At 72.9% G+C, this 12,110-nt stretch carries 14 protein-coding genes; 9 read left to right on the top strand and 5 right to left on the bottom strand.

Going from position 1 to position 12,110, the window contains the following annotated elements; all coding sequences use genetic code 11:
• Positions 1-72 precede the first annotated feature (72 nt).
• Both ACFYZL_RS19905 and ACFYZL_RS19900 read left to right on the top strand, forming a co-directional pair.
• Positions 73-699 (top strand): L-threonylcarbamoyladenylate synthase, encoded by a 627-nt coding sequence (locus ACFYZL_RS19905; protein ID WP_384578945.1) that lies wholly within the window; start codon positions 73-75, stop codon positions 697-699.
• A gap of 39 nt (positions 700-738) precedes the next feature.
• A complete protein-coding gene (locus ACFYZL_RS19900) occupies positions 739-1,269 on the top strand; it encodes an isochorismatase family protein (protein ID WP_384755860.1) in 531 nt (176 codons plus the stop codon).
• A gap of 20 nt (positions 1,270-1,289) precedes the next feature.
• Here ACFYZL_RS19900 and ACFYZL_RS19895 read toward each other — a convergent pair whose 3' ends face one another.
• Positions 1,290-1,793, bottom strand: a complete 504-nt coding sequence (locus tag ACFYZL_RS19895) for a hypothetical protein (protein ID WP_388680458.1) — start codon at positions 1,791-1,793, stop codon at positions 1,290-1,292.
• A gap of 321 nt (positions 1,794-2,114) precedes the next feature.
• On the opposite strand from ACFYZL_RS19895, the gene ACFYZL_RS19890 reads away from it, so the two are divergent.
• A complete protein-coding gene (locus ACFYZL_RS19890; protein WP_384755865.1) occupies positions 2,115-4,202 on the top strand; it encodes a SpoIIE family protein phosphatase in 2,088 nt (695 codons plus the stop codon).
• Positions 4,203-4,403: 201 nt separating this feature from the next.
• Positions 4,404-5,045 carry a beta-glucanase gene (locus ACFYZL_RS19885; RefSeq protein ID WP_384755874.1) on the top strand — a complete coding sequence of 214 codons (642 nt, stop codon included), beginning with the start codon at positions 4,404-4,406 and terminating at the stop codon, positions 5,043-5,045.
• On the opposite strand, the gene ACFYZL_RS19880 is transcribed toward ACFYZL_RS19885, so the two are convergent.
• The 3 genes from ACFYZL_RS19880 to ACFYZL_RS19870 all read right to left on the bottom strand — a co-directional run bounded on the left by ACFYZL_RS19880 (position 5,042) and on the right by ACFYZL_RS19870 (position 7,263).
• Entirely contained in the window at positions 5,042-5,731 is a 690-nt protein-coding gene (locus ACFYZL_RS19880) for a ribonuclease H (RefSeq protein WP_384755868.1), read from the bottom strand. The two genes, ACFYZL_RS19885 and ACFYZL_RS19880, sit on opposite strands and share 4 nt — an antisense overlap.
• Positions 5,732-5,799: 68 nt before the next feature.
• Positions 5,800-6,924: a serine hydrolase domain-containing protein gene (locus ACFYZL_RS19875; RefSeq protein WP_388680454.1), complete on the bottom strand. Its 1,125-nt coding sequence runs from the start codon at positions 6,922-6,924 to the stop codon at positions 5,800-5,802.
• A gap of 135 nt (positions 6,925-7,059) precedes the next feature.
• Positions 7,060-7,263, bottom strand: coding sequence for a cold-shock protein (locus ACFYZL_RS19870; protein ID WP_030036890.1), 204 nt, complete (start codon positions 7,261-7,263; stop codon positions 7,060-7,062).
• A 357-nt stretch (positions 7,264-7,620) separates the two neighbouring features.
• Here ACFYZL_RS19870 and ACFYZL_RS19865 point away from each other — a divergent pair, with 357 nt between their 5' ends.
• The 5 genes from ACFYZL_RS19865 (at position 7,621) to ACFYZL_RS19845 (ending at position 11,106) form a co-directional block, all read left to right on the top strand.
• Entirely contained in the window at positions 7,621-8,118 is a 498-nt protein-coding gene (locus tag ACFYZL_RS19865; RefSeq protein WP_384748771.1) for a SigE family RNA polymerase sigma factor, read from the top strand.
• Complete coding sequence (locus tag ACFYZL_RS19860) at positions 8,111-8,545, top strand: hypothetical protein (protein ID WP_384748768.1); 435 nt, start codon at positions 8,111-8,113, stop codon at positions 8,543-8,545. The genes ACFYZL_RS19865 and ACFYZL_RS19860 overlap by 8 nt, the downstream gene beginning before the upstream one ends.
• Before the next feature lie 91 nt (positions 8,546-8,636).
• Positions 8,637-9,857, top strand: a complete 1,221-nt coding sequence (locus tag ACFYZL_RS19855; protein WP_384748765.1) for a mannosyltransferase family protein — start codon at positions 8,637-8,639, stop codon at positions 9,855-9,857.
• 62 nt (positions 9,858-9,919) lie between these two features.
• The gene (locus ACFYZL_RS19850) at positions 9,920-10,159 is read left to right on the top strand and encodes an antitoxin MazE7 (RefSeq protein ID WP_384748762.1); all 240 of its coding nucleotides are present in this window, start codon (positions 9,920-9,922) and stop codon (positions 10,157-10,159) included.
• Between the two features lie 116 nt (positions 10,160-10,275).
• A complete protein-coding gene (locus ACFYZL_RS19845; protein ID WP_388680448.1) occupies positions 10,276-11,106 on the top strand; it encodes a class I SAM-dependent methyltransferase in 831 nt (276 codons plus the stop codon).
• On the opposite strand, the gene ACFYZL_RS19840 is transcribed toward ACFYZL_RS19845, so the two are convergent.
• Positions 11,060-12,052 carry a LysR substrate-binding domain-containing protein gene (locus ACFYZL_RS19840; RefSeq protein ID WP_384748757.1) on the bottom strand — a complete coding sequence of 331 codons (993 nt, stop codon included), beginning with the start codon at positions 12,050-12,052 and terminating at the stop codon, positions 11,060-11,062. The genes ACFYZL_RS19845 and ACFYZL_RS19840 overlap by 47 nt on opposite strands.
• Positions 12,053-12,110 lie beyond the last annotated feature (58 nt).

The following is a 12,110-nucleotide window of genomic DNA, read 5'->3' as shown; positions in this document are numbered from 1 at the left end:
GGCCCGGCGGCGCGTCCGCGCGGTGCGGCACGAGGTGTCGGGTGCGGGAGGCGGATCACGTAGTCTCGGCGGATGGCGAAGTACTTCGACGTGCACCCTGAGAATCCGCAGGCGCGCACCATCAGCAACGTGGCAGACAGCATCCGCTCCGGCGCGCTCATCGCGTACCCGACGGACTCCTGTTTCGCTCTGGGATGCCAGCTCGGCAACCGTGACGGCGTGTCCCGGATCCGCTCCATCCGCAACCTCGACGACAAGCACCACTTCACACTGGTGTGCCAGAACTTCGCTCAGCTGGGCCAGTTCGTGCAGATCGACAACGACGTGTTCCGGGCGATCAAGGCGGCGACACCCGGCCCGTACACCTTCATCCTCCCGGCCACGTCGGAGGTGCCGCGCCAGCTGCTGCACCCCAAGAAGAAGACGGTCGGAGTCCGCATCCCCGACCACGGCGTCACGCAGGCCCTGCTGGCGGAACTGGGCGAGCCGCTGCTCTCCAGCACCCTCCTGCTGCCCGACGAGGACGAGCCGCTGACCCAGGGCTGGGAGATCAAGGAGCGCCTCGACCACGTGGTCGACGCGGTGGTCGACTCGGGCGACTGCGGCACCAGGCCGACCACGGTCATCGACTTCTCCAGCGGCGAGGCGGAGATCGTGCGCCGGGGCGCGGGCGACACCTCCCGTTTCGAGGCCGAATAATCATTCCGGCTTCACGGGCGCGCTGACTACGATCACCGCGTGACGCATACCTCGGCCGGCACCGCCCTGCTCCTCGTGGACCTCATGCCGCGCATCATCGCCCTACCGGTCGCTCCGCACTCCGGTGAGGCGGTCGCGGCGCGCTGCGCACTGCTGGCGGAAGCGTTCCGCGCCGAGGGGCGCCCGGTGGTGCTGGTGCGCGTCGAGCGGCCGAACGTGGCCGAGCAGCCACCCGGCAGCGGCCTGGTGGAGGGCCTCGCGCGCCCCGGCGACATCGAGATCGTCAAGCGGACGGTCGGCGCCTTCCACGCCACCGGCCTGGACGAGGAGCTCCGTGCTCGTGGCGTCGACCGGCTCGTGCTGGCCGGGCTGGTGACGACGATGGGCGTGGAGTCCACGGCACGCGCGGCGAGCGACCACGGCTACGAGGTCGAGTTCGTCGAGGACGCGATGTCCGCGTTCGCGGCGGACGAACACGAGTTCGCGGTGCGCAGGATCTTCCCCCGCTTCGGCGAGGTACGGACCACGGCCTCGTACACGGGTTCCGCCGGGGCCGACGGGACCGCGTAGCCGCGCATCCCGGCCGGGCGCTACAGCGGTGTGCCGGATTCGTTGGCGCGCTTCACCGCGGCCAGCCCCTCCGGGGTCCAGGCGCCGTCGCCGGCGATGTAGCCGAGGTCGAGCCACCGCTTGAACTGCTGGAGGGCGATGACCGGGTCGTCCGCGTATTCGATCTTGTTCGGGTTGAACCAGCCGGCCTTGCGGAGCCGGGCCAGTTCGTTGCCCGCGGCGGTCGGGTCCTCGGTCAGGGCGACCTGCGGCTTGTCACCCTTGGGGGTGGCCGCCGGCGTGCCGGGCTGCCGGGTGGCGGCCGGGGACGAGGTGGCGGAGGCGGTGGGCGAAGCGGTGGCCGAGGCCGCGGGCGAAGGGGCGGTCGGGGAGGACGGGGCGGGCTGCGAGGCGAGGCTGGGGGCCGCGGATCCGGCTTCGCCGCCGTTCTTCCCGCACGCTGCCGTGGTCAGGGCGCCGAGGCCGACGGCCGCGGCGAGGAGCACCGCCTTGAGCTTCAGGTGCTTCGGGTCACGCTGCGTCATGTCTTCCCCTGATGGGTGCGGGTGGCCGGCGCCGAGGGAACGGCGCTGAACGGAACGGACCTTACTGTCTGCGCTCCCCTCCGGCGGCCAGGCCCGCCCCGGCGCGGCGTTCGGGCGGACGGGAGCGTCCGCGGGGCCACGCCGGCCGCGCCCCGGTGGAGCCGGCCCCGCGCGGCGTGCGGCCGTCGGGGGGCCGCAGCCCTCGTGGCCCGAGGCCAGGGCCGCGCTCCCGAGGTCGCGTCGCGCTCTCCGGGGACGCAGCATGGAAGGAGGTCCGGGTCCGTCCGGGCTGCCCGGCGTGTACGGGTGAGGAGGCCGGTGATGGCCGCTGACCAGTCCCTTCCGCCGGTCCCTGGCCCCGGCGCGGGGGACGTGGCACTCGCGGCGGGCGGTCTTCTGGACGTGCTGGGGGTCGCGGCGATCGTCCTGGACGGCGAGGGGCGGGTCACGCTGTGGAGCCCGCAGGCCGAAGAACTGTTCGGTTACACGGCCGAGGAGGCCTGGGGCCGGTACGCCGCGCAGCTGCTCGTCGACGAGCGGCACCGGGACGTGGTGCTGGGCCTGTTCGGCCAGGTGATGGCGGGCGACGGCGCCTGGGCCGGGGCCTTCCCCGTCCGGCGCCGGGACGGAGCGACCGTACTGGTCGAGTTCCGCAACATGCGGCTGGAGGCGGACAGCGGTCGCGCCTTCGCGCTGGGGCTCGCCTCCGACCGGGCCACGCTGCGCCGGGTCGAGCGGGATCTGGCGCTGTCGCTCCGGCTGGTCGACCAGTCGCCGATCGGGCTGGCCGTCCTGGACACGGACCTGCGGTACGTGCTGGTCAACCCCGCGCTGGAGCGCATCAACGGGGTACCGGCCGAGCAGCACCTGGGGCGGCGGATCAGCGAGGTCCTGCCGTTCCTGGACGGGGAGGGCATCGAGGCGGGGATGCGCGAGGTCATGCGGACGGGGGTGCCCCTGCTGGACGACTTCACCACCGGGCGGATCTCCCCGGACGCGGAGAGTGAGCACGCCTGGCTGTCGTCGATGTACCGGCTGGAGGACCAGGCGTCCCAGGTCATCGGGGTCGCCGTCTCGGTCGTGGACGTCACCGAACAGCACCTGGCCGCCGTCTCCGCGGCCCACGCCCGCCGCCGCCTGTCGCTGATCGCGGACGCGTCGGTCCGCATCGGCACCACCCTCGACCTGGACGTGACCGCCCGGGAGCTCGCGGACGTGGCGGTCCCGGAGGTCGCCGACATCGCCGCCGTGGACATCCTCGACACCGTCCTCACGGGGCCCCGTCCCGGGGAGGGCGCGGACGGCGAGGCCGTGCGGTTCCGGGCGCTGGCGCTGAAGACGGCCTACACCACCCCGGCGGAGGAGGCGGCGGACCCCGTCGGGGACGTCGCCCTGTACGGCCCGACCCGGCTGGTGTCGCGCTGTGCCAGCACGGGCCGTCCGGTGCTGGTCCCGCACGTACGGCCGGAAGACCTGCCGCGCATCGCCCGCGACGAGAACGCGGTACGGCTCCTCGCCGAGGCGGGGGTGCACTCCTACCTGGCGGTGCCGCTCATCGCCCGCGGCCAGGTGCTCGGCGCGCTGGACCTCAAGCGGGCCCGCAATCCGGAGCCGTTCGGCCCGGACGACGTACTGCTGGCCTCCGAACTCGCCGCCCGCGCCGCCGTGTCCGTGGACAACGCCCGCTGGTACCAGCACCAGCGGCACACCGCCCTCGCCCTCCAGCGCCACCTCCTGCCGCAGCACCCTCCCACGGCCGTGGGGCTGGACATCGCCTACCGGTACCAGCCGGCCGGCGTGGCGGACGAGACCGGCGGCGACTGGTTCGACGTCGTCCCGCTCGCCGGGGAGCGCACCGCGCTGGTCGTCGGGGACGTGATGGGCAGCGGTATCAACGCCGCGGCGACCATGGGGCAGCTGCGTACGGCCGCCCGCACGCTGGCGCGGCTCGAGCTGGAGCCGGCGACGGTGCTCGGCCACCTCGACGCGGTCACCGCCGACGTGGGCGACGCCATGGCGACCTGCATCTACGCCGTCTACGATCCGCGCACCCGGCTGTGCCACATCTCCAACGCCGGGCACCTGCCGCCGGTCCACCTGCACGCGGGGCAGCCACAGGTCGTGGAGCTGGAGACGGCGGTGCCACTGGGCGTGGGTGGCATCCCGTTCAGTACGACCACCATCACCCTCGCCCCCGGAGACGGGCTCGTCCTCTACACGGACGGGCTCGTCGAAACCCGCGACCAGGACATCTACACCCGCATCCAGACCCTCACGGACCTGCTCGCGGGCCCCCACCGCCCGATCGAGGAGACCTGCGACCTCCTCCTGTCGGCCCTGCGCCGCCCCGACACCCACGACGACGTGGCCCTGCTCATCGCCCGCACCCACGGGCCGGAGACACCCTGAGATCCGGTTGTCCATACATTCTTAGGATTGTACGATTTCGCACCTTGCGCCGTGATCGCGCACCTGTGCGCCGGTATGTGCTCCTGTGGGAACGGGGCATGAGGCAGGCATCCGCACGGTGAAAGGATCGCCTTGGCCACTCAGCTTCTCGCCCGGCTCGTACGACAACTGGAGCGGCGCACCGGCAAGGGGGCCGGCGCCGTGGTGTTCACCGCCGATTTCGGCTCGGCCTCCCAATGGGTCGCCGGCCGCTCCTGGGCCTATCCCGACGGGGGCCCCACCAATCCCGGGGACAACAAGCTCGATCATCTGGTGGCGGATCCCGCCTACAGCCGCACCGGCACGTTCCTGGCCACCCGCCGGGCGGACGGCGACTGGGACTCCGGCCTGCTGACCACCGAGGGCAGCGACGAGGGGTTCATGGTCCGCACGGGCGACGTACTGGAGACCCGGGTGCGCCTGCCGACCGAGCTCGGGGCCTGGCCGGCGATCTGGACCTGGCGGGACGGCGGGAACGAGGTGGACGTCTTCGAGTACCACCCCGACAACCCGGACCTGCTCGAACTCTCCAACCACGTCAGAGGCGGGCAGCGCTACCACCGGGACCCCTCGATCACCCCCGGCGGCTGGGTCGACCTGAAGGTCGAGTTCGGTTCCCGCTCGGTGGTGTGGTGGGTCGACGGGACCCGCGTGTTCGCCGACCGCCGGGGCGTGGGGCGGAGCTGGCGGGCGTACCTGATCGTCAACCTCTCGGTGTGCGCCGGGCGTTACCACCCGGCGCCCGACCAGGACGTGTCACGCATGTCGTTCGAGGTCGCGCACTTGCGCGTCCGGCGGCCCTAGGAGGCGGCGGCGCAGGCTTCGTGGCCCCAGCGGTTGCCGTTCTTGGCGATCATGTCGCCTGCGGCGTAGGGCTGCCCGCAGGGGCAGCTGCCGGGGAACTTCGCCTTGATGGCCCGGGGCGCGCGGCCGGTGGAGGCGCCTTCGGCCGTGCGCTTCTTCGGCGCGGCCGCCTTGCGGCGCGCGGGTGCGACCGGTGCGGGCACCGGCATGTCCGCGTGTCCGTGGGCCGTGCCGGCGGCCTGCTGGCTGACGGCCGCGTCACTGGCGGCCTGGTCGGCGATGGCGTTCAGGTGGTCCCCGTCCTCGCGGTGGGCGGGGACGTAGAGGAACGTGACGTCCCGGTCGGCCAGCAGTCCGTCGATCCGCTCGACGAGTTCGCGGTTGGCGACGGGCTGCCCCGAGGAGGTCTTCCAGCCGTTGCGCTTCCAGCCCGGGAGCCACTGGGTCACGGCCTTCATCGCGTACTGCGAGTCCATCCGCACCTGCATCGACGTCCCGGGATCGACGGCCTCCAACACGCGCTGGAGGGCGGTCAGTTCCCCGACGTTGTTGGTGGCCCGCCCCAGCGGACCGGCCTCCCAGCGCTCGGGGCGGCCCTGGGAGTCGGCGATGACCCATCCCCATCCGGCGGGGCCGGGATTACCTTTCGCCGCTCCGTCACAGGCGGCAATGATACGTTCGGACATCCCCCGATCATGCCGCATCCGCACGGGGGCGCGGTGCCCCGGTCGGGTGGGGCCGGCGCCCACGGGCTTCAGGAGACGGCCGCGCGGATCTCGTCCGCCAGGACGCGCGCCGCGGCGGCCGCCTCGCCCGCGACCAGGCGGGTGCGGGTGAGGCCGAAGGACAGGCCGCGCTCGCGGTCGGCGAAGGCGATGCTGCCGCCGCTGCCGTGGTGACCGAAGGCGGTGCGTTCTCCACCGGCCTCGGGCAGGCCGAGGAAATAGCCGAGCCCCTTCGCGTAGCGGCCCAGGAGCATCCGGTCCTTGCCTTCGACGGCGACGTCGGCGACGAGCGCCACCCGCTCCGGGGACAGCAGCCGCACTCCGTCCACCTCGCCGAGCAGCGCAGCGTACATCCGGGCGGCGGCGCGCGCGGTGGTGGTCCCGCAGGCGGGCAGGTCGGAAAGGAGGTAGGCACGACGGTTGGCGAGCTCGGCAGTGGTCCACACCTCGCGGTTCGGCACGACGAGCCGACGGAAGGGCGCGTCCGGCGGAAGCGTCTCCAGCCAGGCCGCCCAGTTCCCCTCCACGAGGGACGCCGCACGCGCGACCTCGCTCTCGGGAAGGCCGAAGTAGAGCTCGTCGCCCACCCCCAGGGGTTCGCTCACGTACGTGCGCAGGGCCTCGGCCGGGGTCAGGCCGGTGATCCGGCGGACCGTCTCGCCGAGGATCCAGCCGAAGGTCCACCCGTGGTACCCGCTCGCGGAGCCCGGCTCCCACAGCGGACGCGCCCCGGCGACGTGGGCGCACATGGCGTCCCAGTCGCACAGTTCGGCCGCCGTGACGGCGGGCGGCAACTGCGGGATCCCGAGGGTGTGCGTGAGCGCGTGGCGTACGGTGGCCCGCTCCTTGCCCTCGGCACCGAATTCCGGCCAGTAATGGGCGATCGGCGTGTCGTAGTCGACCAGCCCGCGTTCGGCGAGGACGTGGACGAGGGTCGCGGTGAAGCCCTTGCCGGTGGAGAAGCTGTGGACCGGCGTGTCGGGGCCGAGGGGGCGTTCCGCGGCCCGGTCGGCCCATCCGGCGCACACGTCGACGAGGGGTTCGCCGTCCAGGTAGGCCGCGACCTGGAAGCCGCTTTCCGCTCCCGACTCCACGAAGTCGGCGAGAAGGCCCTCGATGCGCCCCTGTACGTCCGCGTTCGCCCTGCGATTCACGCGGGCATCATGCCACCAGGGCCGTGCGGCGATCGCCGCACGGCCCTGGTGTCGCGCTTCAGTCGTTCCATCACCTCAGCGATGAAACGGTTCCTCGCCCACCCGGGGGTGGGCACCGGAGATCAGGCGCAATGATCAGGCGGGGGTGATGTTCTCCGCCTGCGGGCCCTTCTGGCCCTGCGTGATGTCGAACGTCACGGCCTGGCCCTCCTGGAGCTCGCGGTAGCCGGTGGCGTTGATCGCGGAGTAGTGCGCGAAGACGTCCGGACCGCCGCCGTCCTGAGCGATGAAGCCGAAGCCCTTTTCGGAGTTGAACCACTTCACGGTTCCCGTAGCCATGTTCATGCCTTCCATTTGACGTACGTCTCCCACACCGCGTGGGAGACGGAGGTGATCGCCCTGGTCCTACGGCACAACACAGCAAAAGTGCCCACACCGAATGGCGCGGGCAAGGCACTTGGAACCACGACAGCTACCCGTGAAGGTACACGTCTGCACGCACCGTCACCAGGGGGTTTGATCGGTCCTTGACGGCGGGTTGCGGATCCGGCCGGATCCGGCTCCCCTCGCCTCCCCCGAGCGGCCGTCCGCCGTGTGACCGCACTCACACGAAGTTCCGGCCGTACCGTGTCGACCGGATCCCCGGCGCCGGGCGTATGCCTGTCGAGAGGGACACATGGATTCGGGAGCGATTTTTTGACCGTCGAGGAGTTCGAGGAGTTCTACGCGCAGGCGGCGGGACGGCTCACAGGGCAGTTGTACGTGATGCTCGGCGATCATCACGAGGCACAGGACGTGGTGCAGGAAGCCTTCGTCAAGGCCTGGGACCGGCGGCGCCGGCTGGACCGCGACGGCCGGCCCGAGGCCTGGATCCGCACGGTCGCGTGGCGGCTCGCCGTGAGCCGATGGCGCGGACGGCGCCGCAGCGCGGACGCCTGGCGGCGCACCGAGCCCGCGGGCCACGTGGAGGGGCCGGGGCCGGAGGTGGTGGCACTCGTACAGGCACTGCGCCTGTTGCCCCTGAAGCAGCGCCGGACCATGGCGCTCCACTACCTGTGCGATCTGACCGTCGAGCAGATCGCCGCCGAGACCTCGCTGTCCGCGAGCACGGTCAAGACCCACCTGTCCCGGGGCCGGGCCACCCTCGCCCGCGAGCTGAACGACCCCCGCATGGAGGAGGCTCCCGATGCCTGACCCGTACGACCACGACCCGCTGCGGTCCCTGTTCCGGGAAGCGGCCTCCACCGGACGGTCCCGCGCCGCCCTCCCTCCCGTGTCCGTCATCGCTCGGCGCGGGGAAAGGGCGCGGCGACGCCGGATCGCCGGGTTCGCGCTCGCCTGCTGCCTCGTCATCGGCGGTTCCGCCACGGCCGTCGCCGCGTTCCTGCCGCGCGACCCCGGCCCGAGCCTCCCCGCGACCACTCCCCCTCCCCTGGCGCCGTCCCCCGTACCGAACCGCTCCGCCCCGCCGTCGACGGGGCCGTCCGCCACTGCCACCACCACCCGAACGGCGTACCCCGGCGCGTCCCACACCGCGTCGGCCTCCCCGCCGCCGACCACGCCCCCCACCTCGACCCCGACCTCGACGCGCGGCTCGACGCCCTACCCCCCGCAACCCTGAGGCAGCACCCGCACCGCCACCGGCCCGGACTTCGTCGCCCCGACCCCGGCCGGCGGTTCCGCACACCCCAGAGCCGATCAGGAGATCCCGTATGCCCGTTTCCGCCCCGCCCCGGCCGATCGCCGCCGCCGGCCCGTCCGCTCCCGCGCGACGCGTGCCGGGAGCCCGGTTGCGGAGCCGGCGGCCCGGCCCGGACGACCGTGAGGTGCTCTGGCTGTACGTGCTCACGCGCGTGGGGGTCTGGACGACCGCGGCCGCGGTCCGCTGGCTCTTCCCGCCCGGCGACGGCCGGACCCCGTGGCCCCGCTCGCTGTTCTCGCCCTGGGAGCAGTGGGACTGGTCGCACTACCTCCACATAGCCCAGGACGGCTACTTCCCCGCCGGAGCGGGCCCCTGGACGGCCGGCTGGGACAACCGGGAGGCCTTCCTGCCCGGTTTCCCGCTCGCCCTGCGCGCCGTCCACACGGTCGTGCCGCACTGGGCGGCGGCGGGAGCGCTGATCTCGTTCCTCGCGGGGGGCGTCGCCGTCCTGGCGCTGGCGCGCATCGCCCGGCACGCGTTGCGGGACGCGGAGGCGGGGCGGCGTACGGTCCTGTTCCTGCTGCTCTCGCCCTTCGCGGTCTTCCTCGCCGCCGGATACACCGAGGCCCTGTTCCTGGCCCTGGCCCTGCCCGCCTGGCTGGCGGCACAGCGGCGCAACTGGCCCGCCGCGGCGACGCTGGCGTTCCTGGCCTCCTCGGTGCGCGTGACGGGGCTGTTCCTGATGGCGGCCATGGCACTCCTCTTCGTCCTCACGGCACGCGGCCGGCACGACTGGCGGGCGGCCCCGTGGCTGTGCCTGCCCGTCCTCGCACCGGCCGCGTACAGCTGGTTCCTGCACGCGTGGACCGGGGACTGGATGGCCTGGAAGCACGCCCAGGAACGCGGCTGGTACCGGGACTTCCACACACCGTGGGAGGCCTGGAGCAACACCTGGAACGCCGCCTTCCACCATACGCAGCCCACCGGGTACGCCCTGATGTGGCAGGCCGAGCTGGTGGCGATGGTCGTCGGCGTCGCGCTCCTGGTCCTGCTCGTGCGGCGCCGCCAGTGGCCCGAGGCCCTCTACACGGCCCTGACCCTGTGGGCCCTGGGCACCTCGTACTGGTACACCTCCATCCCCCGCTCCACGCTGCTGTGGTGGCCCCTGTGGATCGCCCTGGCGGGCTGGAGCCTGCGCCGTCCGCGGCTGCGGACCGCGTACGTGTGCGTCGTGGGCCCGCTGTCCACACTGGTGGCCGTCACCTTCCTGACGGGGCGCTGGGCGGGCTGAGGTACTCACGTGAGTGTGCCGAACGGGCCTTTGGCGGGGTCGCGGACGCGCATACTCGGAGCATGGCTGACACCACCACAGTCGAGGTCGACACCGATGTGCACGAGCGGCTCACCGCACTCGCCACGGCCCGCGGACTGAGCCTGCGCGCGTACCTCGCCGAACTCACGGCCGCCCAGGAGAACGAAGCCGCTCTCGCCCGCGCCGCGCAGGCCTTCGAGCGGGCTGTCGAGCGGCCCGGCTTCCGCGAGGGTTTCGAGCGGGACTTCGGCGCCGGCCGGGAGGGGCACCGGGTGGCGTGAGAGACGTCGGCTTCGGCTGCCCCGGAGCCCGGCTCCCACGGCCGAGAGGCCGCCCCGGCGGAACGTACCTATGCTCGGAAAGAGAGCCCTGACCCGACTCCTGGAGGGCGGCTGTGATGACCGAGTCGATCGACGCGGCCCAGGCAGACCGCGCACTGAAAGCCAAGCACCGCGCCATGTGGGCCATGGGCGACTACCCGTCCGTGGCCTCCCACCTCATTCCGGAGCTGGGCGCCGTGCTCGTCCGGGAGTGCGGGGTGAGCCGCGGGGACCGGGTGCTCGACGTGGCCGCCGGCTCCGGCAACGCGGCCATTCCGGCCGCGCTGGCCGGAGCCGACGTCGTGGCTTCCGACCTGACCCCCGACCTCTTGGAGGTCGGGCGGCACCTGGCCGCCGTGCGCGGGGCGCAGCTGGAGTGGCGGGAGGCGGACGCCGAGGCGCTGCCCTTCGCGGACGGCGAGTTCGACACCGTGATGTCCTGCCTCGGCGTGATGTTCGCGCCGCACCACCAGACCGCGGCGGAGGAGCTGCTGCGCGTCTGCCGGTCCGGGGGCACCATCGGGCTGCTCAACTGGACCCCGCAGGGCTTCATCGGCCGGATGTTCGCCACCATGAAGCCCTACGCTCCCCCGCCCCCGCCCGGGGCGCAGCCGCCGCCGCTGTGGGGCGACCCGGAGCACGTCCACGAGCTGCTGGGCACCGGCGTGACCGATCTGGTCGCCCGGCGCGAGACGGTCCGCGTGGACCGGTTCACCAAGCCCTCGGACTTCCGGGAGTTCTTCAAGGCCCTGTACGGGCCGACCGTCGCCGTCTACCGGTCGATCGCCGACGATCCCGAGCGGGTCGCCGCCCTGGACCGTGACCTCGACGCGCTCGCCGCCGAGCACACCGCGGACGGCGTCATGGAGTGGGAGTACCTGCTGCTGACGGCTCACCGCCGAGGCTGACCTGCAGCTCGGGGTGGGCGTCCCACCACTCCTTGTGGAAGCCGTTGTTGTCCACGTTCGCCAGATAGGCGCGGGCCGCGGCGCGGTAGAGCAGTTCCGCTTGGCCGGCCGAGACCGCCGAGCGGTTCCAGGCGAGGCGGATGCGCCCGGTGATCGGCGTGCCCGCGAGCGGGCGCATCACCGTGCCGGGCACCTGCGGCGCCGTGGGCTGGCTGAGCGAGATGGCGCGGCCCGCGGCGATCAGGTCGTACTGCATCATGCGGTCGGTGATCCGGTAGCGCAGTGACGGGGTGAAACCGACGTTCGCGCAGGCGGCGATGAGCGCCTCGGGTCCGCCGTCGTCCTCCTCCACCAGGGTCAGCCAGGATTCCCCGGCGAGGTCGGCGAGGTCGACCCGTTCCCGGCCGGCCAGGGGGTGGCCCGCCGGGAGGCGGATGCAGAACGGCTCCTTCGGGACGAGCGTGCGCGCGAGGGCTCCGGTGGGGAGCGGCACCTCGTGGTCGTTGACCTCTCCGTAGACGATGGCGTCGTACCGTCCGGTGCCCAGCATCCGGGCCAGTGCGGTCACCGAGTGCTCAAGGTTGACCGTGATCTCCTGACCTGACATGAACAGGTCGGTCTGGGCGAGGAGCCCGTCGACCAGTACGAGCAGGATGCAGCCGAGCCGCAGCGGGGTTCCGCTGCCGATGGCCCGCGCCTCGGCGCCCAGCGCGTCCATCTCGCTCAGCACCCGTCGCGCCTTGGCCAGGACGAAGTGGCCCAGCGCGGTGGGTTCCACTCCGCTGCGGCCGCGCACGAAGAGCTCCCCGCCCGTGACCCGCTCGATCCGCCGCAGTTGCGCCGAAAGCGCCGGCTGGGAAACCCCCAGCCGCCGCGCCGCGCCCCCCAGGCTGCCCGCCTCCGCTATCCGACAGACGGCTTGCAGGTGCCTCAACTCCAGCTGCATCCGGGCAGCGTACGCAGCGGGCCGCCACGGCACCATAACGCGGACCTTATGTCCGCCG

It is taken from the genome of Streptomyces sp. NPDC001717, from assembly GCF_042892775.1.
Taxonomy (GTDB): domain Bacteria; phylum Actinomycetota; class Actinomycetes; order Streptomycetales; family Streptomycetaceae; genus Streptomyces.
Note: the sequence above shows the minus strand (reverse complement) of the source record. Positions and strands in the feature narration are given on the sequence as shown.